Genomic DNA, 22120 nt, shown 5'->3' on the forward strand with positions numbered 1-22120 from the left:
TGAGCGATGAGCCACTTTCTCGACCGTCTGACCTTTTTCCAGAGGGCGCCACAGCCTTTCTCGAATGGGCATGGCGTCACCACCAATGAGGACCGCAGCTGGGAAGACGGCTACAGGAAGCGCTGGCAGCACGACAAGATCGTGCGCTCGACCCATGGCGTGAACTGCACCGGCTCGTGTTCGTGGAAAATCTACGTCAAGGGCGGCATCGTCACCTGGGAGACGCAGCAGACCGACTATCCGCGCACACGCCCGGAACTGCCCAATCACGAACCGCGCGGCTGCCCGCGCGGCGCCAGTTACAGTTGGTATCTCTATTCCGCCAACCGCGTGAAATATCCTCTCGTGCGCTCGCGCCTCGTTAAATTATGGCGTGAGGCGCGGAAAGTTCAGCCGCCGGTCGCGGCGTGGGCGTCGATCGTCGAGGATCCGGCCAAGCGCGAGTCCTACACGACGAAGCGCGGTCACGGCGGCTTCATCCGCGCCAGCTGGGACGAGGTCAACGAGATCATCGCCGCCGCCAACGCTTATACCGTGAAGAAGCACGGCCCGGATCGCGTTATCGGCTTTTCGCCGATCCCGGCCATGTCGATGGTCTCCTATGCGGCCGGCGCGCGCTACCTGTCGCTCATCGGCGGCGCATGTCTCTCTTTCTACGACTGGTATTGCGACCTGCCGCCATCCTCGCCGCAAACCTGGGGCGAGCAGACCGATGTGGCGGAATCGGCGGATTGGTATAATTCCGGCTTCCTGCTGCTCTGGGGCTCCAACGTACCGCAGACCCGCACGCCGGATGCACATTTCTACACCGAAGCCCGCTATCGCGGCGCCAAAAGCGCGGTGATCTGCCCGGACTATTCCGAAGCCGCGAAATTCGCCGATATCTGGGTCTCGGTGAAACAAGGGACCGATTCCGCCCTGGCCATGGCCTTTGGCCATGTCATCCTGCGTCAGTTCCATATCGATCGGCAGGTCGATTATTTCGTCGATTATTGCAAGCGCTACACCGACATGCCGATGTTGGTGCGGCTGGTCGAAAAAGACGGGCGTCTCATCCCTGACCGCTTTCTCCGCGCTTCCGATTTGGACGGGGCGCTGAACGAGACCAACAACGCCGAATGGAAGACGCTCGCCTTCGACGCCAAGAGCGGCGAACTGGTGGCGCCCAACGGCTCCGTGGGGTTCCGCTGGGGCGAAAAAGGCAAGTGGAATCTCGAAGCCAAAAGCTCGGACGGGACGCCTGTCGATCTGATGCTGTCCTTGAAGGATCGACAGCATGAACTGGCGGATGTCGCCTTTCCCTATTTCGGCAATATCGTCCACGAACATTTCGCCAGTTCCGATCACGCCAGCATATTGGAGCGGCGTATTCCCGCGACGCGACTGAAGTCCGCCGAGGGCGAGGTTCTGGTCGCTTCGGTCTATGATCTCTTCCTCGCCAATTACGGTCTCGACAGAGGTTTTGGCGGCGACAATGTCGCCAGCAATTTCGACCAGAACATTCCCTATACGCCGGCCTGGGCTGAAGCGATTACGGGCGTGTCCCGCGACAAGATCGTTCAAGTCGCGCATGAGTTCGCGCTGAACGCCGAGAAGACCAACGGCCGCTCCATGGTGATCATCGGCGCGGGCATGAACCATTGGTTCCACTGCGACATGAATTATCGCGGCGTGATCAACATGCTGGTCATGTGCGGCTGCGTCGGCCAGTCGGGCGGTGGCTGGGCGCATTATGTCGGGCAGGAAAAACTGCGACCACAGGCCGGATGGGCGCCGCTCGCCTTTGCGCTGGATTGGGGCCGCCCGCCGCGTCAGCAGAACGGCACATCCTTCTTCTACGCCCATACCGATCAATGGCGCTACGAAACGGTCAACCCGAAGGACATCCTTTCGCCGACGGCGCCCGCCGGCCCGTGGGATGGCGCCCTGATCGACTATAACGTGCGCGCTGAGCGCATGGGCTGGCTGCCGTCCGCGCCGCAGCTCGAACAGAACCCTCTCACCCTCGCCGCCAAGGCGGCGGAGAAGGGTCTGGAGCCGAAGGATTATGTCGCGCAGGGGCTCGTTTCCGGCGAGTTGAAAATGTCCTGCGAGGACCCGGACAATCCGAAAAACTGGCCGCGCAACCTGTTCGTCTGGCGCTCCAATCTGCTCGGCTCGTCGGGCAAGGGCCACGAATATTTCCTCAAGCACCTGCTAGGCACTTCGCATGGCGTGCTGGGCAAGAATCTCGGCGAGGAGGGCCGCGCCAAGCCGCAAGAAGTCGCCTGGCGCGAGCAGGCGCCGGAAGGCAAGCTCGACCTGTTGGTGACGCTGGATTTCCGCATGTCCACGACCTGCGTCTATTCCGACATCGTGCTGCCGACCGCCACCTGGTACGAGAAGGACGATCTCAACACCTCGGACATGCATCCCTTCATCCATCCGCTCGGCGCGGCGGTGGATCCGGCGTGGGAGTCGCGCTCGGACTGGGAAATCTACAAAGGCATCGCCAAGGCCTTTTCAAAGGTCGCGCCCGAAGTGCTCGGCGTCGAGAAGGACATCGTGTTGACGCCGATCATGCACGATTCCCCCGGCGAGATCGCGCAGGCGCTCGATGTCAAGGATTGGAAGAAGGGCGAGTGCGCCGCGCTTCCCGGCAAGACCATGCCGGCGGTGACGGTCGTCGAGCGCGACTATCCCAATATCTACCAGCGTTTCACCTCGCTCGGCCCGTTGATGGACAAGGTCGGCAATAATGTGAAGGGCATCTCCTGGGAGACGGGCGAGGAGGTCGAGCACTTAAAACATCTCAACGGCGTGGTTCTCGAGGACGGCGCCGCGAAGGGACTGGCGAAAATCAACACCGCCATCGACGCAGCTGAAGTCATACTTATGCTGGCGCCGGAGACCAATGGCGAGGTCGCGGTGCGCGCGTGGGAGGCGCTGTCCAAGGCGACGGGCCTCGAACACGCCCATCTCGCCTTGCCGAAGGAAGACGAGAAAATCCGCTTCCGCGACATTGTCGCACAGCCGAGAAAAATCATTTCGGCGCCGACCTGGTCGGGGCTCGAAAGCGAGCATGTCTGCTACAATGCCGGCTACACCAATGTGCATGAGCTGATCCCGTGGCGCACGCTGACCGGGCGCCAGCAGCTCTATCAGGATCATCTGTGGATGCGCGCCTTCGGCGCCGGCCTTTGCGTCTATCGCCCGCCGATCGACACGCGCGCGATAAAACCGGTGATCGACAAGCACCCCAATGGCGAGAAGCAGATCGTCCTGAACTTCATCACGCCGCACCAGAAATGGGGCATCCACTCGACCTATACCGACAATCTGCTGATGCTCACCTTGTCGCGCGGCGGGCCGATCGTCTGGATCAGCGAGGTCGACGCCAAACAGGCCGGGCTGGTCGATAATGACTGGATCGAAGCCTATAATTCCAACGGCGCTCTGGTCGCCCGCGCGGTGGTGTCGCAGCGTGTAAAGCAGGGCATGTGCCTGATGTATCACGCGCAGGAAAAGATCGTGAACGTGCCGGGTTCGGAGACCACGGGACGGCGCGGCGGCATCCATAATTCGGTGACGCGCGTGGTGCTCAACCCGACCCATATGATCGGCGGCTACGCCCAGCAGGCCTATGGTTTCAACTATTACGGCACCATCGGCACCAACCGCGACGAATTTGTCATCATCCGCAAATTGTCGAAGGTCGATTGGCTCGAAAAGCCGTTCGACGAAAGCAAACATGGCGCATCGCGCGGTCCGCTCACCACTGCGGCGGAATAGGGAGAAGTTCGATGAAAATCCGCGCACAAATCGCGATGGTGCTCAACCTCGACAAATGCATCGGCTGCCACACCTGCTCCATCACCTGCAAGAACGTGTGGACCAGCCGCGAGGGCGTCGAATACGCCTGGTTCAATAATGTCGAGACCAAGCCGGGCATCGGCTATCCCAAGGACTGGGAAAATCAAAAGAAATGGAACGGCGGCTGGACGCGCAAGGCCGACGGCTCGATCGAGCCGAAGATCGGCGCCAAATGGCGGGTGCTGGCGAATATTTTCGCCAACCCCGACCTGCCGGAAATCGACGACTATTACGAACCCTTCACCTTCGATTACGAGCATCTGCAAAAGGCGCCGGAACTCGAAGCCTTCCCGACCGCGCGACCGCGCTCGCTCATCACCGGCGAGCGGATGGAGAAGATCGAGGGCGGGCCCAACTGGGAGGAAATTCTCGGCGGCGAATTCTCCAAGCGCTCGGCGGATTATAATTTCGAGGGCGTACAGAAGCAGATGTACGGCGAGTTCGAAAACACCTTCATGATGTATCTGCCGCGCCTGTGCGAGCATTGCCTCAATCCGGCCTGCGTCGCCTCGTGCCCCTCTGGCGCGATCTACAAGCGCGAGGAGGACGGCGTCGTTCTGATCGACCAGGACAAATGTCGCGGCTGGCGCATGTGTGTCTCCGGCTGCCCCTACAAGAAGATCTATTACAACTGGTCGTCGGGCAAATCGGAGAAATGCATCCTGTGCTATCCGCGCCTCGAAGCGGGACAGCCGACGGTTTGTTCTGAAACCTGCGTCGGCCGCATCCGCTATCTGGGCGTGATCCTCTATGACGCCGACCGCATCGAGGCGGCGGCGAGCGAAAAGGATGAGAAAAAGCTCTATCAGGCGCAATTGAAGGTCTTCCTCGATCCCAATGACCCGGCGGTGATCGCGCAGGCGCGCGCCGACGGCGTGCCGGACGCCTGGCTGGAAGCGGCGAAGAGATCGCCGGTGTGGAAGATGGCGATGGATTGGAAGATCGCTTTCCCGCTGCATCCCGAATATCGCACCCTGCCAATGGTCTGGTACGTGCCGCCGTTGTCGCCAATCCAGTCGGCCGCCGAAGCCGGCAAGATGGGCATGGACGGCGCCATGCCGGACGTGAGGTCGCTGCGCATTCCGTTGCGTTATCTGGCCAATTTGCTGACGGCGGGGGATGAGAGGCCGGTGGCGCTGGGCCTTGAGCGCATGCTGGCGATGCGCGCTTACATGCGAAGCAAGACGATTGATGGCGTCATCGATGAAAAGATCGCGGCGCAGGTCGGAATGACGCCCGCGGAGATCGAGGAGATGTACCAGATCATGGCGATCGCCAATTACGAGGATCGCTTCGTCATTCCAACCGCGCATCGCGAATCGAGCGAGGATGCGCTGGAGTTGCGCGGCTCGTGCGGCTTCTCCTTCGGCAACGGCTGCTCCGGCGGCGAGACGCCGGTCAATCTGTTCGGCGGTCCGAAAAAACCGTCAGTGAAGACGCCGATGGAGGTCGAATGATGAAAATCTTCAAGGCTCTGTCGGCCCTGCTCTCCTATCCGACGGCGGAATTCGTCGCGGCGCTGGAGGAAATCCGCGCGACGATTGAAAATGAGAAATTCATGCCCGCAACGGAGCGCGCGGCGTTGCTTCGTCTCGTCGACGATCTGCGCGGCCGCGATCTCTATGATTTGCAGGAAAGTTACATCCTGCTGTTCGACCGCACGCGGTCGCTATCGCTGCACCTGTTCGAGCATGTGCATGGCGAAAGCCGCGATCGCGGCCAGGCCATGGTGGATCTGCGCGCGCTCTATGAGAGCAAGGGCCTCCTCGGCGCGGCCAATGAACTGCCCGACTTCACGCCTCTGTTCCTGGAGTTCCTCTCCACGCTCGAACCCGCCGAGGCGCTGCCTCTGCTCGGCGAACCGGCGCATGTCTTCGCGGCCCTGGCCGAACGGCTGCGCAAGCGCGCCTCGCTCTACGAGGCCGTGTTCCGCGCCCTGGCGGCCATGGCGCAGGTTCAGCCCGACGCGGCCCTGCTCGCGGTTCTCCGCGCGGAGCCTGATCCCGAACCTGACGATTTCGAGGCGCTGGACGAAGCCTATGAGGACGCGCCGGTGGATTTCGGCGCGCCGGTGGACGGCGATTGCGGCCACGACTCGCTCGCGGCGAAATTGCGCCAAGCCCGTCGCCCTGCGCCGGGCGTGGTCCAGGACAAGACGCCGCGCACAAATTTCACTTTTTCCCCTTCCCACCAAGCGACGGAGGACGGTCGTCATGGCTGACTATGTCAATCACCTGCTGTTCGGCTGGTATCCCTATCTCTGCCTGACCGTGTTCCTGTTGGGGAGCTGGGTCCGCTTCGACCGCGAGCAATATACCTGGCGCTCCGGCTCGTCGCAGCTTCTTCGCCGCAAGCAATTGATGTGGGGCTCTAACCTGTTCCATGTCGGCATATTGGTCATCTTCCTGGGCCATTGCGTCGGCTTGCTGACGCCCATCGCCATCTTCGACGCGCTCGGTATTTCGCATTCCTTCAAGCAGATGCTGGCGATCGTCGTCGGCGGAACAGCGGGCCTGATGTGCCTTGTCGGCATCGTGCTGTTGACGCATCGGCGGCTGACCGATCCGCGCATTCGCGCGACGTCGTCCTTCAGCGACATCGCGATTCTGCTGATCCTGTTCGCGCAACTGCTGCTCGGCCTGTCCACCATCTTTGTGTCGCTCGGTCATCTGGACGGCCATGAAATGGTGAAATTCATGAACTGGGCGCAGGGCGTGTTGACGCTGCAGACCGACGCCTGGCTCAATGTCTCGGACGTCAGCCCGATCTTCAAGCTGCACCTCGTGTTGGGCATGACGATCTTCCTGCTCTTTCCCTTTACTCGACTCGTACACATCTGGTCTGCGCCCGTATGGTATTTCGGCCGTCAGGGCTATCAAATCGTGCGCAGCCGCAAGACGCTGCCGGCAGGGGAGTGACGACCATGAGCGCCTGCGCCGCCGAAAAATTGGAAGCGTTCCCACGCCGTAAAAACGTTAGCGTCAATGGCGTGACGATTCCGCATCAGCTGATTGCGCGAGAGGCGCAGAACCATCGCGCCGGGACGCCCGCACAGGCTTTCGCGGCGGCAGGGCGCGCGCTCGCCATTCGTGAATTGTTGCTGCAAGAGGCGCGGCGGCTTGGTGTGACGCTCGCGCCGGAACAGGATGACGAAGGCAGGCGGGAGACGGATGAGGATGCGCTGATCCGCGCCCTGATCGCCCGCGCGACGCCACAGGACGCGCCGGACGAGGACAGTTGCCGCCGCTATTACGATAATAATTTGCGGCGCTTCCGCTCGGCCGATATCTACGAGGCCGCGCATATTCTCATCGCTGCAAACCCAGAGAGCGAGGCCACCGCGCAGGAGGCTGCGCGGGACTTGATTGTTGCTCTCAAGCGCGATCCGTCCGGCTTCGCCGGCGCCGCGCGCGCTTGTTCAGCCTGCCCCTCGCGCGAGAACGGCGGCAACCTGGGTCAGATCACGCGAGGCCAGATGGTTCCCGAGTTCGAGCGCGCGCTCTTCGCCATGGCGCCCGGAGACATATCGGACGAACCCGTGCGCACGCGCTTCGGCTATCACGTGCTGCGGCTCGATCGGAAGATCGAAGGCGTGACCCTGCCGTTCGAATTGGTGCGGGAGCGCATCTCAGCCTTTCTCGATGAAACGCGCGCTCGCCAGGCAATCGCCGGCTATATCGCCCATCTTGCCCAACAGGCGAAAATCGAAGGGATTGTCCTGTCGCCGGACAAGGCGGAAGACCAACGGAGCATGTCGTGAGCCTTGGCGAAATCCTGAGGCAATTCGACGACGAAAATTTCGTCGCGCGACTGCTTCCCGAACTCGGCGACGCGCAATGGCAGGAGCGCGCCTCGTCTGTCGCCGCCGAACATGGCGAAGCTTTGGGCGAGTACGCCAGCGCGTCGGTCGAGCGCTTTGCTTCGGGCGCCCAGGAAGAAGATTGGCTCTCGCTTGTGTCGGCGCTCAACCGCGCCGCAGACCCCGGAGTCGTCTGCCTGCGGCGGATGATGGACTGGGCGATCGCGCGCGACGGAAAGGAAACGAAATTTTGTGCGGCGCATAGGACTGGCGGCGGAGAAACCCCATGAACGCAATCGAAAACAACGATCGGTTTCTCTCGGCTCGCTTTCCAGTCGATGTGCTGTCCAATCCGCTCACGGCGTTGGTCTATGAGGAAAGTTTCGATATCGGCAAAATTTTCGCGGCGATCGCCGAACACGCGAGAGGCGCGGGATTCCGGCTCGGCGGGGTGATGGAAAAGCCTGCCGCTGCGCCTGCGCTCGGACGGCGCTGCGACATGCATCTTCAAGACCTGACCACGGGTCAGACAATCAAGATTTCGGAAGAACGCGGCGCCTTGGCGCGCGGCTGTCGCCTCGATCATGATGGTCTGGCGCGGATCTGCGCCCTTGTACTCTCCAGCCTGCCAGATTGCGATCTGATCCTGTTGAACAAGTTCGGCAAGTCGGAAGCGGAAGGCGGCGGCTTCCGGTGCATCATCTCCGATGCGCTAGCGTTGGAGGTCCCCGTTTATATCGGCGTACCGCGCCGCAATCTAGCGGCTTGGCAAGCCTTCGCCGGAGACTTTGGGACTGAGGTTGAGGCGGCCGCGCTATTCGCGGCTTTCGTAGCCCCCTAAAGGCGCCGGGAAAGCGCGGCGGGCCGCTTCGCACATGCAACGAGAAGTGATTAAATGCAGCGGCGTGTTTTCATCTTGCGATTTAAGTCTTGACTATTATCAACTAATCCTTGGATTTTCCAAATATTGTTGACGATGATGACAAAGCGTGCACGATATCGCCAATGTCTTGAAGAAAACGTCGATCAAACAGTATCCGTTTGCGCCGATCAGACGGTTTCGGTTTGCGCTCGCAAGGTTTGTAGGACGTGTCGATCTGCAAGCAGATTCGAAAATCCTGCTGCCGCAACCGAGTGATCGCTCCGTCGAATCGCGGAACGAACATTGTCATGCGGGGGTTGTGGTGACAGCGAACGACGTTTTTCACTGAGTTTGCGGTTTCGCAAATACCACTACGAATAGTTTGTGCCACGGAGTTGTCGCCGCCGTCTCACTGCGACAAGAGTACGAGGCCAAATCATGTCGTTCCGAATGTCCGTCGCCGAAGGCGGATTCGTTTCGGCATGTAAGGGTATCGACAAGTTTCCTGAAAGGTCACATCGATGAAATATGCCGTTCTCTTCGCGTCCGTTCTCCTTGGCGCCAATTTCGCGACGGCTGCAAACGCGGCGGGCGATGCTGACGCCGGCAAAAAAGTATTCAGCAAATGTGCGGTGTGCCACACGGCGGTCGCGGGGAAAAACGGACTCGGTCCGTCTTTGTTCGGTGTCGTTGGTAGGCCTTCGGCGTCAGTGGCCGGATACAATTATTCCGATGCGATGAAAGCGGCCAACAAGACCTGGGACGAGGCGGCGCTGAACGCATATCTGACCGATCCCAAAGCGGCGATCCCTGGTAACAAAATGGCCTTCGCGGGTATTCCGAGTCCGGACGATCGCGCAAACGTGATCGCCTATCTCGCAACTCTTAAATAAAGTCGGAAGTCGCTGGCGCTCGCTTTGTGCGCGTAACCAGCGGTTTCATTCGCCAACTGTTTAGAGACGTCTCGCGCGATACGTTCGTGAGACGAGTGTTGTTGCGCGCATAGTATCGATTAGGCGGAATGAACCGTGCTGGCAATCGCAAGGCTCTTCGGAATCATTTTGGGTGTGCTGTTATGGCTGGCGGCGGCGGCCCCATGTTTCGCTCTCGCCAGTCAACTTCAGCAATATATCGGTCAGGTTCCCGCAGCGGAGTTCGCGCCAGGCGCGGACCATTATGGACCTGTTCAAGGTAGCCCGCCGACCGCGAAAATCTTCGCGGGCGACAGGCTGCTTGGCTACGCTTTCGTTAACGCGGATTGGGTCAACTCGACCGGCTATTCCGGCCAGCCGATCCAGATCCTCGAAGGCTTGTCGACGGACGGAAAGATCTCCGGCGCGCGTCTGATGGCGCATCACGAACCGATCGTGCTGATCGGCATTCCTCCCGAGCGTATCGAAACCTTCATTCGCGGGTACGTCGGTCGGGACGTGCTGGCCATCAGCCATTCGGCGCCGTCCGATCGCCCGGCGGTGGATATTGTCAGCGGCGCGACCGTGACTGTGGCCGTGATCGCCGAGAGCATGGTGCGGGCGGCGATCAAGGTCGCGAATGCAGAAGGCATGGGCGGCCCGGTTGCGGCCGTTGCAGCTGTTCGCGAACTGGATCCGTCTCATGCGGCTCCCGCCGACTGGAATGCGCTCGTGAGCGGGGGCGCGGTGCGCCGGCTGAGCTTGTCCGTCGGAGAGGTCACGGAGGCGTTCCGACGCACCGGCAATGAAAATGGCGTCGAGCACCCCGAGGACGCAGACCCGGCGACTACTTTCATTGATCTGTATATCGCTCCCGTTTCCATTCCCGCGATCGGAAAGAGCCTGCTTGGCGCGGACGGCTTTGCGTCGCTGCAAAAGACGCTGGCGCCAGGCCAGCAGGCGATCCTGGTCGCGTCGAATGGCGCCTATTCCTTCAAGGGCTCCGGCTATGTGCGCGGCGGAATATTCGATCGTTTCGAGGTTCTGCAGGGCGACAGCAGCATCCGCTTCCGGGATCGCGACCACACGCGGATCGGCGATATTCACGCCGTCGGCGCGCCGAGTTTCCGTGATGTCGATCTTTTCCGCGTGCCAGCGGGAACGGCGCTCGACCCCGCGCAACCATGGCGGCTCCAATTGCTGGCGCAGCGCGCCTATGGGTCCCGTGACAAGGCGTTCCTGACTTTCGATGTGAATTATGAATTGCCTGAAGCCTATCTCAAGCCGGCGCCTCCCACAACTGCGGCCGCCGCCGCGGTCAATGCGCCCGCGCCGTCCGCGGCGACAGACGCGCAATCGACCGAACCGCCAATGTGGCACGCCATGTGGAGAGCCAAGACCGGCGAGATCAGCGTACTGGTTGGGGCGCTCGCCTTGCTAACCGTGATCTTTTTCTTCCAGGATTGGCTCGTGCGGCGCCCGGTGTTCTATGACCGCCTTCGCCTGGGCTTTTTGGTGTTCACTTTGGTCTGGATCGGATGGATTGCGCAGGCGCAATTGTCCATCGTCAACGTCCTTGCCTTTCTGAGCGCGTTGCGGACCGATTTTCGCTGGGACTATTTCTTGATGGCCCCGCTGATCTTTATCCTGTGGTTCGCGGCCGCCGCCTCACTGCTATTCTGGAACCGTGGCGCCTATTGTGGCTGGCTGTGCCCGTTCGGCGCTTTGCAGGAACTGACCAATCGAATTGCGCGCCGGCTGAACATTCCGCAGCTGAAAATTTCCTTTGGCGTCCACCAAAGGCTCACGGCCCTCAAATACATCATCTTCCTGGTGCTGTTCGGCATTTCGCTGAGCGATCTCGGGCTTGCCGAACGCCTGTCGGAAGTCGAACCGTTCAAGACGGCGATCATCCTGAAGTTCGCGCGCCAGTGGCCGTTTGCGCTGTATGCGGGAGCGATGGTCGCATCAAGCCTCTTCGTCGAACGCGCTTTCTGCCGCTACGTCTGCCCCATGGGCGCGGCCCTCGCCATTCCGGCGCGCCTTCGCCTGTTCGACTGGCTCCGGCGCTATAGGGAATGCGGCGTTCCCTGCCAGAGATGCGGAAACGAATGTCCAGTGCAGGCGATCCATCCGGAAGGACACATCAATCCCAACGAATGCATTCAATGCCTCCATTGCCAGATGCTTTATCACCACGACCAGAAATGCCCGGTGATGATTCAGCGGCGTCTCAAGCGCGAAAGGCATTCTGCTTCGTCGGGCGCAGGCGCTTCGCACGTTTCTCTTCCACCCAAAACCAAGGTCTCGGCGCAGAGCGCCGACCAGCACGCATCGTCGTGAACGACTCGGCCGTCGCCGCGACGCTTTTTTCAATGTGGTTCTCGCAGAACCGATTCCCAGGGAGGAAACCATGACCGAGCAGCATAACGATCCAAAAGGCGAGGAACCCACGCCGAGCGTCAGCCGCCGCGGCATATTGGGAGGAACCGCCGCAGTCGGCGCCGCCGCACTGTCGGGCGGCGCCGCCTACCTGAACCTCGTGCAAGAGGCCAAGGCCGCCAAAACCGGGACTCTCAACTTCGAGGTAAAGCCCGGCGATCTCGACGAATATTACGGATTCAGCAGTTCCGGCCAGACCGGCGAGGTGCGCGTGTTCGGCATGCCGTCGATGCGTGAGCTGGTCCGCATTCCGGTCTTCAACCGCGACAGCGCCACCGGCTGGGGCATCACCAATGAAAGCAAGAAAATCCTGACCGAGGGGTTGACGCCTGCGACCAGGAAATTCCTTGAGAGCCGCGGCGGCGACTATCACAACGGCGACCTGCACCATCCGCATGTCTCGTTCACCGACGGGACCTATGACGGGCGTTATTTATTCGTCAACGACAAGGCCAATTGCCGCGTCGCCCGAATCAGGCTGGATATTTTCAAGGTCGACAAGATCATCGAAGTCCCCAACGCCTCCGACATCCATGGCCTGCGGCCGCAGAAATATCCGCGCACCGGCTATATCTTCTGCAATAGCGAGCACATCATCCCGATCCCCAATGACGGCTCGGTGCTCGACGATCCGAAAAATTATTGGTCGGTGTTCACGGCGGTCGACGGCGACAAGATGGAGGTCGCCTGGCAGGTGCTGGTCGACGGCAATCTCGACAATACCGACGCCGACTACCAGGGCAAATACGCCTTCTCAACCTGCTACAACCCGAACAAGGGCGTGACCACCGATGAAATGACGGATCACGAGCAGGCCTGGGCGGTGATCTTCAACATCAAGGCGATCGAACAGGCCATCAAGGACGGCGATTTCAAGGTCACCAATGGCGTGAAAATCGTCGACGGCCGCCATGGTTCGGGGGCGAAATATGCGCGCTATGTAGCGATCCCCAATTCGCCACATGGCTGCAACACCGCCCCCGACGGCATCCATGTCGTCATCAACGGCAAGCTGTCACCGACCGTCAGCGTGATCGACGTACGCAAGATCGATGATTTGTTCGCGGGCAAGATCAAGGAACGCGACGTCATCATCGCCGAGCCGGAACTCGGCCTCGGACCGCTGCATACGGCTTTCGACGGCAGGGGCAACGCCTATACCACTCTGTTCATCGACAGCCAGGTCTGCAAATGGAGCCTCGACAAGGCGCGGCGCGCCTTCTCGGGCGAAAAGGTCGATCCGATCATCCAGAAATTGGATGTTCATTATCAGCCGGGACACAATCACTCGTCGATGGGCGAAACCAAGGAGTGCGACGGCAAATGGCTGCTCTCGCTCAACAAATTCTCCAAGGACCGCTTCCTCAACGTTGGCCCGCTGAAGCCGAACAATGACCAGCTGATCGACATTTCTGGCGAGGAAATGAAAATCGTGCATGACGGTCCGGCCTTCGCCGAGCCGCACGATCTGGACATTGTGCACAAGTCGAAGCTCAGCCCGATCAGCATCTACAAACGCGACGATCCGATGTTCGCGGACGCGCGGGAGTGGGCCGCCAAGGACGGCGTGAAGCTGGAGACGGCGGCCGACGTCATCCGGGACGGCAAAAAGGTGCGCGTCTATATGCACTCGAACGCGCCCAAATACAGCCTCGAAAAGTTCGAGGTGAACGAAGGCGATGAAGTGACGGTCTTCTTGACCAACATGGACGACATCGAAAACGTGACTCACGGCTTCACCATGGTGCGCTACGGCATTGCCATGGAGATCAGCCCACTGGCGACTGCGTCGGTCACGTTCAAGGCGGACCGGCCCGGCGTGCATTGGTGGTACTGTCAGTGGTTCTGCCACGCCCTGCACATGGAAATGTCAGGGCGCATGCTGGTTCACCCGAAGCAGGGCTGACCATGAGCCGTTCGCGCATTCCGCTGAAGGCGGCGCTTTTCGCCGCTGCCGTCCTTGCGGCGGCGGCGGCGCGGGCGGCGATTATTCCTGTGGGCGAAGGAGAGAGCGTCGTCGAGGCGCTCTCTCACGCGGCGCCCGGCGATACGCTGCATCTCTCGAAGGGCGTCTTCAAGGGCGGGTTGGTCATTGACAAGCCCGGGCTGACGATCGAGGGAGAGCCCGGCGCAACGCTCGATGGAAATGAAACGGGGAACGTCATTACCATTGTGGCCCCGGAAGCGACCATTCGCGGCCTGAACATTCAACGATCCGGACTTTCGCTGATCGGCAAGAACTCCGGCATTTTCGTCGATCGCACGGGCGATCGCGCGCGGATCGAAGACAATCATCTCACCGATAACCTGATCACGATCTATCTGGACGGGCCGCATGACGTGATCGTCAGCCACAATCAGATCTACGGCTTGCAGCGGTTACGCAGAACCGAACGCGGTCCGGCGGTTTCGCTGTGGAACACGCCCGGCTCCGCCATCGTCGACAACGATATACGTTATGGCCGCGACGGCGTCTTTTCGGTGTCGAGCAAAAACAACATCGTGCGCGGCAACACGTTTCACGATCTGCGTTTCGCGGTGCACTTCATGTACACCAACGACAGCAATGTGGTCGCGAATTTTTCGACCGGCAATGAAGTCGGCTATGTCTTGATGTTTTCGGATCGCCTGGACGTTCATGAAAACGTCTCCGACAAGGATCGCGATCACGGCTTCCTATTCAACTATGCCAATAATTCGCGCGTGGAAGACAATGTCACGCGCGCCAGCGACAAATGCGTCTTTATCTACAACGCGAACAAGAACCGGTTCGCAGGCAACTGGTTCGAGGGGTGCAATATCGGCATTCACTTCACCGCAGGCTCCGAACGCAATGAGATCACCGGAAACGCCTTCGTCAACAATCGCACCCAAGTGATGTATGTTGGCACAAGACTGCTTGACTGGTCGGTCCGCGGGCGCGGCAATTATTACAGCGACAATCCGGCTTTTGACCTGAATGGCGACGGTATCGCCGATACGGCCTACCGCCCGAACAACCTGATGGACCAGGTAATCTGGCGCGCGCCCACCGCAAAGCTTCTGCTGAACAGTCCTGCTGTTCAGATCGTGCGTTGGGCGCAGGCGCGATTTCCAGCGATTCACCCGGGTGGGGTGATCGACACTGCGCCTCTGATGAAACCGACTCGGCCATCGTCCATGGAGCGGTTGACGCCATGAGACACGAGTTCGTAAACCGGGATACTATCGTCCTGCGCGCCGTCACACGCCTTTATGGGCGGCAACTGGCCGTCGACGCTGTGGATTTGAACCTGCGGGCCGGGGAATGCGTCGGGCTTGTCGGCCATAACGGCGCCGGCAAAAGCACGATGATCAAGATGATGCTCGGACTCATTCGACCGACGCGCGGCAGCGTTCAGGTTCTTGGGGAAGATCCATCCGCCGGGGCGGCTGCGGCAGCCCGGCGTGAGTTGGGGTATTTACCTGAAAATGTCGCGTTGCATCCGTCTCTGACGGGCGCAGAAACGCTGGCGTTCTATGCGCGACTGAAAGGCCAGCCGGTCGCCGGAAACAAGGCTTTGCTGGAACGGGTCGGCATTGCGGCGGCAGCGGATCGGCGCGTCGGAACTTACTCCAAAGGAATGCGGCAACGCCTCGGGCTGGCTCAGGCTCTGCTCGGCAATCCGCGCGCCTTGTTGCTCGACGAACCGACGACTGGCCTCGATCCCGCGTTACGGCAAAGTTTCTACGAGATCGTCGGCGAGCTTCGCCGAGATGGCGCGACGATTCTCTTGTCGTCCCATGCCCTCGCGGAGCTGGAGGGGCAGGTCGATCGCGTCGTGGTGATGAATCGGGGACGGAAGGTCGCCGACGGCGGCATTGCCGAGCTTCGCAGCCTCGCCGCGATCCAGCCGCGAATTCGATTTCGTGCGGATGGCGCCGAGATCGATAAATTTGCTGGTTGGGCGTCGACGCCCGACGGACGGTTGGAGCGGGCCTGCGCCGAGGACGAAGTCGCCGCCATTTTGCGCGAGCTTCCGAAATCTGCGCGCCAGATCGAAATTCTGCGCCCGACGCTCGATGAACTCTATGCGCAATTCCAGAAGGGGGCGGAGTGAGGCAGGTTTTCATCATCATGGGCAAGGAATGGCGCGACGGGATGCGAAACCGTTGGGTGCTGGCGACAACGGCTTTGCTCGCGGCGCTGGCGCTAACCTTGGCGTTTCTGGGTTCGGCTCCCACCGGCGCGGTCAAGACCGGCGCCCTCGCCGTGACGATCGTCAGCCTGTCGAGCCTGACGATTTTTCTAATTCCATTGATCGCCTTGCTGCTTTCCTATGACGCCATTGTCGGAGAGATTGATCGCGGCACAATGGCCTTGCTGCTCTCCTATCCGGTGGCGCGCTGGCAGGTGGTGTTCGGCAAATTCTTCGGCCATCTCGCCATTTTGGGTTTCGCGACCGTGATCGGCTATGGCTTCGCAGGTTTGGCCCTGCAACTGGCCGGAAACGACAATTCCGACGCCTGGTCGGCCTTTGTATTCATGATCGGGACCTCCGCCCTGCTCGGCGGCGTGTTCATCGCCATCGGCTATTTCATCAGCGCCCTGGTCCGTGATCGTGGGACGGCCGGCGGCATCGCCATCGGCGTCTGGCTGTTCTTTGTGTTGCTCTACGATATGGCGTTGTTGGGCGGACTGGTTGTTGACCAAGGCCGCAATGTGACGCCGCAAATGTTGAATGTTTTGCTGCTTCTCAACCCGGCCGATGTTTATCGGCTGCTCAATCTGACGACGAGCAATGATGTAAGCGGCTTTGCGGGAGTCGCTGGGCTTGGCGCCGGCGCCGGCCTCGGCCCGTGGACGCTCATGGGAGCCCTTGCAGCATGGATGGTCGCGCCGTTGGCAGCGTCCGTCGCCTTGTTTGCACGGAGACAGGTATGAAACGCCGCACGGTCTTGCTCGCTTTGCTGGCCGCACCGTTGCTTGCTTCCTGCAAGCAGAATCGGAACGCCGCCGCCGCGCCGCCGCCTCGTGAAATCTCCGATGCTTCGGTCGCGCAGTTCTGCGGCATGTCGCTGAGTGAACATGCCGGTCCCAAAGCCCAGATCTTCATTCGGGGCCTGCCGGACCCCTATTGGTTCGCCACTGTCCGGGACGCATTCGCCTTTGTCATGTTGCCGGAAATGCCGAAGGCGATTGAAGCGATCTATGTCAACGACATGGCGCGGGTGAAAAACTGGGAGCAACCGGAACCCGGAATGTGGGTCGAGGCAAACAAGGCGCTATTTGTGATCGGAAGCCGGCGTCGCAGCGGGATGAACACCGACGAGGCCATCCCCTTCGGGGCCGCCGACGCCGCGAGAAAATTTGTCGAGGCGGAGGGCGGCAGGATCGTCGGGTTCGAAGACATGCCGCGCGATTACATTCTGGCTTCAAACTCGGGAGAACAATGATGCACGCCACGCGCAGGCGCTTTATCGCCATCGCCGCCGCTGCTGGCGGACTGCCTCTCCTTCCCTTCGCCGCCGCCCGCGCCGCGCCTTCGAAAAACTCTTTCCTCCGCGTCTGGTCGGGCGCGGCTCTGGGCGCCGACGCCACCATGCAAATTCACCACCCCGACCCCGCGGTAGCGGATCGGCTGATCGCTGCGAGCCTGGCGGAAGTCGAGCGCCTGGAGCGGGTGATGAGCCTCTATCGTCCCGACAGCGCGTTATCGCGTCTCAATCGCGACGGATACATTGAAAATCCGCCGTTCGATCTGGTCAGGGTTCTTTCCGAAAGCGGCCGCTATGGCGAACTGACGGGCGGCGCCTTTGATGTGACGGTGCAGCCTCTGTGGGCGCTCTATGCCGCGCATTTTTCTCGGCCCGACGCCTCATCAGGAGGTCCTCCCGCCGAGGCGATCGCCGCCGCCGTTGCGCGTATTGGACAGGACGCGCTGTTGGTGGACGCGGAAAGCATCCGCTTGGCGCGGCCAGAGATGAGCGTCACTCTGAACGGCATCGGGGAGGGCTATATTACCGATCGCGTCGTCGACCTGTTGCGTGCGGGCGGCGTCGAGCACGCAATGGTCAATATGGGCGAAATCTATGCGCTGGGGACTCATCCGATGGGCGAGCCCTGGTCCGTCGGACTCGAGGACCCTCGCGCCCCCGAGCATTTGGATCAGCGCATTCCGCTCGCCGATCGCGCCGTGGCGACGTCGGGCGGCTATGGCACGATGTTCGATGCGAGCGGGCGATTCAATCATCTGTTCGAGCCGCGAACCGGCCGCACCAGCTGGCGCTGGCTATCGGTTTCGGTCGAGGCCGCGACGACGACCGAGGCGGACGCGCTTTCGACCGCTTTCGCTCTGATGCCGGAAGAGGCGACGGCGCCCATTGTGCGCAAACTTGGACTGGTCGCTCATTTTGTCCGCCCCGACGGTTCCCGCTTCGTGCAGAAGGGGTAAGCATACAGAGGCGTTAGCGGGCTGGCGCAGCGGCTTAAATTTCGGAAGGATGAATGATGGGCGACACGGGACATGTCAACGTTCGAGTGCGCTCCGCCGATGACCTCCTTGCCGTGGCGGAAGCTTTGGAGCGCGAGGCCGCGGCCCGCTATCGCAGCCTGTCGGCGCGGATGGCGCGGCAGGGCGATATGGAAATGACCGCCCTGTTCGACAGCCTTGCCGGAATGGAGGATCGGCACGCGAGCCAGATCGGCGATCGCAGTCTGGAGCTGCTTGGCCACAGACCGGATATCGCACATGTAAAATGGGAGACGCCGCCGGGTTATGATCAGGACGAAGCTCGCGGCGCCGAACTGGGAGCTTATGAAGCGCTTGCTTTCGCGGTCCGCAATGAGGAACGCGCCTTCGCCTTTTACAGCTATCTGTCAGCCGAAGCGGAAAGTGACGAAATCCGAGCCATGGCTGAAAATTTCGCGCTTGAGGAATTGCAGCACGCGGCGCTGCTTCGTCAGTATCGTCGCCGCGCCTTTCATAAGAAACGGCCTGCGACTTTCGAAATTCCCACGAATGTTGACGAATTGCGAGCGCTGGCTCGACTTTGGGACGCGGAAGCGGCGGCGGCGCATGCGGGGCTTGCGCACGCTCTTCGCGCCAACGGCGAGGATGCCGACGCCGCGATTTTTCAGCGTCTGTCGGAAGATGAGTTGCGCTGCTCGGCAGGCGTCCAAGCTGACTCGGCGTCGGTCCTACGAAGCGTCGCCGACGGATTGCGAATCCTTGAAGAATGTTTTGATCGCTACGCTTCGATCGCCGAGAAATCGGATGACGAAGCGCTGGTCGCGGAAGCGCAAAATCGCGCGAGCAATATCGTAACGCGTCTCGCGACCGCCGGCGGCGCGCGCAGCAATACGCTTTTGGGGATGGGCGCCGCCTGACGAACGCTCCAGAGGTAGTGAAGAGGTCCGACCGGGCGGATGCACTCGATCCCATGTGTTTTTTTACGGCGTCATACGAAGCGGCGTGGATCGGGAACAACCATAGCCAGGACCAAATAAGTGGATCTGATCATGACTGATCCGCAGACGTCGCGATGAAGGAGCTTGATCAGTTATGCTTGCTCCAGCACAACGAAACGCCAGCGAGAGCAGGTCAGACTTCCGCCTATGTCAACCGATCCGAAATCTCGTGAGATAGATATCGAGACCCTTGTAGACGACGTGATGCGATGGCGTCCGGCGACGATCAAGGTGTTTCTTCGCAGAAGGCTTCGATGTGTCGGCTGTCCAATTGGACAGTTCCATACCGTCGCCGACGCCGCTCGCGAACATTGCGTCGATGCGGAGCGGCTGCTCGAAGAACTGCTCGCTAGTCCGCTTTCTCCGTCAGCATGAACAGGCCATGCGGGTCGCACACAAGAATGCGTCGCCGGCCGCCCTTGACCAGCCCCTTTTCCTCCCAGGCGCTGAAGATGCGGCTGACGGTATGCAGTGTCGTGCCAGTCATTTCGGCGATGTCCTGCCGAGAAATCGGAAAATCGATCAAAATTCCTTCGTCGGTCTTGCGGCCTGCTTGATTGACAAGCCGCAATACTGCATGGGCGACGCGCTTTTCGGCCTGCTGCGTCGACATTTCAAGAATTCGCGTTTGTGAATCCTGCAAACGCGCGCCTAGCGTCCCCATGGTGTTGAGCGCCAGCGCCGGATGACGGGAGATCAGTCCTGTCCAGGCGGAATTAGGCCAAACCAGCGCCAGGGAATCGACGACTGCGGTGGCCGTGCCGGGATAAATCTCGCTCTTGATCGCCATGGCGACGCCAAACATGTCGCCCGGCCCGACAAATCGCACGACCACCTGCTCGCCCTGTGGAGTGATGCGCGTCACGCGTAGCCGACCGTGCAGCAGCAGAAAAAACTCCTCGGCGTTTTGTCCCTGGTTGAAGACCGCGGAGCCTTTTGGGGCGCGCAAGGGCCGCGCCTGAGCCAACACGTCGTCGAGCGCTTCAGGCCCCATGCCGACAAAGGACGGCAAAGCCGCGATGAGCGAGCGGTCGATTTGCGCCATAACAAAAAATCTCCGAATCGAGCTTTTCGATCATCCACCGCGGCGACTCGCGCGCCGTCGTGGTCGGAGCGTAAGTTCCGACCTCGGCCTGTTTGTCGGCAGGCAAGGTTACAGGGCGCGTTCGCCGCTACAAAGCAAAAAAGGCGAATGCTCAAGGACTAAGGCTCTGCTTTCGCCTTGTGTAAGAAAATTGATGGATGTCACCAATCGCATGTCTGCGCGCCTACCGAGGCCCCGCAATCCTCGCAGCAGAAAAAATGCATGTTTTTTTGTCGCCGCACAAAGACCCCTGAAACCGGCCGCTTTATGGGAATGCGAACCGTCAATGTCGGGAGAGATCGCACGAACGCGACGAGGCAATGAACCTGGGGCGCGCCGTTGCGGGGGAGATCGGATTTGGATATGCGAATGACAGATCATTATCGCGAGGAGCGGCTGCCTCGCTACACAAGCTATCCCACCGCGCCAAACTTCACGGGCGTGGTATCCGCCGCAATCCACGCCGACTGGCTCTCCTCGATCGAAAAAACCGCGACGGCCTCGCTATACCTGCACGTTCCATTCTGTCGATCCATGTGCTGGTATTGCGGCTGTCACACAACAGTGGCGCAACGTGACGCGCCGATCGCCGATTACCTGACCGTCCTGCGCCGGGAAATCGAACTTGTCTCGAACAAGCTTGCGAATCCGCTTGCTGTCCGGCATGTGCATTTTGGCGGGGGAACGCCGACCATCGTGACGCCTGAGGAATTCACCGATCTTATCGGCCTGCTGCGTGAACAGTTCCTGATCGCTGCTGACGCCGAGATCGCGGTCGAGATCGATCCCAGGCGGTTGACGTGCGCCATGACTGCGGCGTTGGGCAGGGCCGGCGTCAACCGCGCAAGCCTGGGCGTCCAAAGCTTCGACCCCACTGTGCAAAAAGCGATCAATCGGGTTCAGAGCGTTGAGCAGACCGCGACGGCGACGGCTGGCCTACGTTCCGCCGGCGTGCGTGGCGTCAACTTCGACTTGATCTACGGCCTTCCCCACCAAACCGTCCAGTCATGCGTTGAAACCGTCGAGCAATGCGTGGCCCTGCGGCCGGATCGCTTCGCGGTGTTTGGCTACGCCCACATCCCGACATTCAAGAAGCATCAGCGGAAAATCGATGAAGCCGCTCTACCCGATGCCGCAGCCCGCCTTGATCAGGCTGCGGCCATCGCGCAAGCTCTTGTCGCCGCTGGATATGAGCGCATTGGCCTCGATCATTTCGCCCTCCCTGACGACAGTCTGGTTCAAGCGCAGGCCGCCGGCCTCCTTCATCGGAATTTCCAGGGTTATACGACCGATTCATCCGACGTTCTGATCGGTTTGGGGGCGTCGGCCATTAGCCGCTTGCCGCAAGGTTATGTTCAAAATGAAGTTGTCCTGGGACGTCATGCGGAACGCGTGCTCCGTGGAGAACTCCCTACTTCCAAGGGGTATGGGTTGACGGCGGACGATCGGTTGCGGGCTGATTTGATCGAGCGCCTGATGTGTGATTTCGAGGTGGACCTCGCACAGGTCTGCGCTCGTCATCAGACAAGACCCGAGGCGCTCATGGGAACCGCGCCGCGGCTTCAGGCGCTGGTCGCGGACGGGATTGTCCACCTTGACGGAAACGTGGTTCGGATCGCGTCGAATTCACATATCCTCGTTCGGACGGTCGCTTCAGCATTCGACGCTTACTTGACCTCAAGCGGAGGCGCCTACAGCCGGGCTGTTTGAGAACGAGCCGAGCGCGCTTGGCCGCCGCAAG

The 22120-nt window shown here is 60.7% G+C and carries 19 protein-coding genes; 18 read left to right on the plus strand and 1 reads right to left on the minus strand.

Annotated elements, in window-relative coordinates:
* Positions 1-6: 6 nt before the first annotated feature.
* The 17 genes from QZ409_RS16045 (at position 7) to QZ409_RS16125 (ending at position 19670) form a co-directional block, all read left to right on the plus strand.
* Complete coding sequence (locus tag QZ409_RS16045) at positions 7-3771, plus strand: nitrate reductase subunit alpha (RefSeq protein WP_296713298.1); 3765 nt, start codon at positions 7-9, stop codon at positions 3769-3771.
* Between the two features lie 11 nt (positions 3772-3782).
* Positions 3783-5309: a nitrate reductase subunit beta gene (gene narH / locus QZ409_RS16050; RefSeq protein WP_296713300.1), complete on the plus strand. Its 1527-nt coding sequence runs from the start codon at positions 3783-3785 to the stop codon at positions 5307-5309.
* On the plus strand, positions 5306-6073 hold the full coding sequence (gene narJ / locus QZ409_RS16055) for a nitrate reductase molybdenum cofactor assembly chaperone (RefSeq protein WP_342394853.1): 768 nt from the start codon (positions 5306-5308) through the stop codon (positions 6071-6073). The genes narH and narJ overlap by 4 nt, the downstream gene beginning before the upstream one ends.
* Positions 6066-6770 (plus strand): respiratory nitrate reductase subunit gamma, encoded by a 705-nt coding sequence (narI, locus tag QZ409_RS16060; protein WP_296713301.1) that lies wholly within the window; start codon positions 6066-6068, stop codon positions 6768-6770. Before narJ ends, narI begins: the two co-directional genes overlap by 8 nt.
* A 5-nt stretch (positions 6771-6775) precedes the next feature.
* Positions 6776-7612: a peptidylprolyl isomerase gene (locus QZ409_RS16065; protein ID WP_296713303.1), complete on the plus strand. Its 837-nt coding sequence runs from the start codon at positions 6776-6778 to the stop codon at positions 7610-7612.
* Positions 7609-7941 carry a hypothetical protein gene (locus QZ409_RS16070; protein ID WP_296713306.1) on the plus strand — a complete coding sequence of 111 codons (333 nt, stop codon included), beginning with the start codon at positions 7609-7611 and terminating at the stop codon, positions 7939-7941. The genes QZ409_RS16065 and QZ409_RS16070 overlap by 4 nt, the downstream gene beginning before the upstream one ends.
* Positions 7938-8492, plus strand: coding sequence for a DUF2478 domain-containing protein (locus tag QZ409_RS16075; RefSeq protein ID WP_296713308.1), 555 nt, complete (start codon positions 7938-7940; stop codon positions 8490-8492). The genes QZ409_RS16070 and QZ409_RS16075 overlap by 4 nt, the downstream gene beginning before the upstream one ends.
* A gap of 542 nt (positions 8493-9034) precedes the next feature.
* Complete coding sequence (locus QZ409_RS16080; protein WP_296713310.1) at positions 9035-9406, plus strand: cytochrome c family protein; 372 nt, start codon at positions 9035-9037, stop codon at positions 9404-9406.
* 135 nt (positions 9407-9541) lie between these two features.
* Positions 9542-11767 carry a NosR/NirI family protein gene (locus QZ409_RS16085; protein WP_296713312.1) on the plus strand — a complete coding sequence of 742 codons (2226 nt, stop codon included), beginning with the start codon at positions 9542-9544 and terminating at the stop codon, positions 11765-11767.
* Between the two features lie 70 nt (positions 11768-11837).
* Positions 11838-13772 (plus strand): TAT-dependent nitrous-oxide reductase, encoded by a 1935-nt coding sequence (nosZ, locus tag QZ409_RS16090; protein WP_296713315.1) that lies wholly within the window; start codon positions 11838-11840, stop codon positions 13770-13772.
* Positions 13773-13774: 2 nt separating this feature from the next.
* A complete protein-coding gene (locus QZ409_RS16095) occupies positions 13775-15046 on the plus strand; it encodes a nitrous oxide reductase family maturation protein NosD (protein ID WP_296713319.1) in 1272 nt (423 codons plus the stop codon).
* A complete protein-coding gene (locus QZ409_RS16100; protein WP_296713322.1) occupies positions 15043-15945 on the plus strand; it encodes an ABC transporter ATP-binding protein in 903 nt (300 codons plus the stop codon). The genes QZ409_RS16095 and QZ409_RS16100 overlap by 4 nt, the downstream gene beginning before the upstream one ends.
* The gene (locus QZ409_RS16105) at positions 15942-16769 is read left to right on the plus strand and encodes an ABC transporter permease (protein ID WP_296713324.1); all 828 of its coding nucleotides are present in this window, start codon (positions 15942-15944) and stop codon (positions 16767-16769) included. Before QZ409_RS16100 ends, QZ409_RS16105 begins: the two co-directional genes overlap by 4 nt.
* Positions 16712-17281, plus strand: a complete 570-nt coding sequence (locus tag QZ409_RS16110; RefSeq protein WP_296713326.1) for a nitrous oxide reductase accessory protein NosL — start codon at positions 16712-16714, stop codon at positions 17279-17281. Before QZ409_RS16105 ends, QZ409_RS16110 begins: the two co-directional genes overlap by 58 nt.
* Entirely contained in the window at positions 17278-18279 is a 1002-nt protein-coding gene (locus tag QZ409_RS16115) for an FAD:protein FMN transferase (RefSeq protein ID WP_296713328.1), read from the plus strand. The genes QZ409_RS16110 and QZ409_RS16115 overlap by 4 nt, the downstream gene beginning before the upstream one ends.
* A 53-nt stretch (positions 18280-18332) precedes the next feature.
* Complete coding sequence (locus tag QZ409_RS16120; protein ID WP_296713331.1) at positions 18333-19214, plus strand: ferritin family protein; 882 nt, start codon at positions 18333-18335, stop codon at positions 19212-19214.
* Positions 19215-19442: 228 nt separating this feature from the next.
* Entirely contained in the window at positions 19443-19670 is a 228-nt protein-coding gene (locus tag QZ409_RS16125; RefSeq protein WP_296713333.1) for a DUF1858 domain-containing protein, read from the plus strand.
* Here the strand turns inward: QZ409_RS16125 and QZ409_RS16130 are convergent.
* Positions 19645-20340 (minus strand): Crp/Fnr family transcriptional regulator, encoded by a 696-nt coding sequence (locus tag QZ409_RS16130; protein ID WP_296713334.1) that lies wholly within the window; start codon positions 20338-20340, stop codon positions 19645-19647. The genes QZ409_RS16125 and QZ409_RS16130 overlap by 26 nt on opposite strands.
* A gap of 402 nt (positions 20341-20742) precedes the next feature.
* Here QZ409_RS16130 and hemN point away from each other — a divergent pair, with 402 nt between their 5' ends.
* Positions 20743-22089 (plus strand): oxygen-independent coproporphyrinogen III oxidase, encoded by a 1347-nt coding sequence (gene hemN / locus QZ409_RS16135; protein WP_296713393.1) that lies wholly within the window; start codon positions 20743-20745, stop codon positions 22087-22089.
* The last annotated feature ends 31 nt before the right edge of the window (positions 22090-22120 follow it).

Origin of the sequence: Rhodoblastus sp. (assembly GCF_019449565.1) — a bacterium.
GTDB lineage: Bacteria > Pseudomonadota > Alphaproteobacteria > Rhizobiales > Beijerinckiaceae > Rhodoblastus.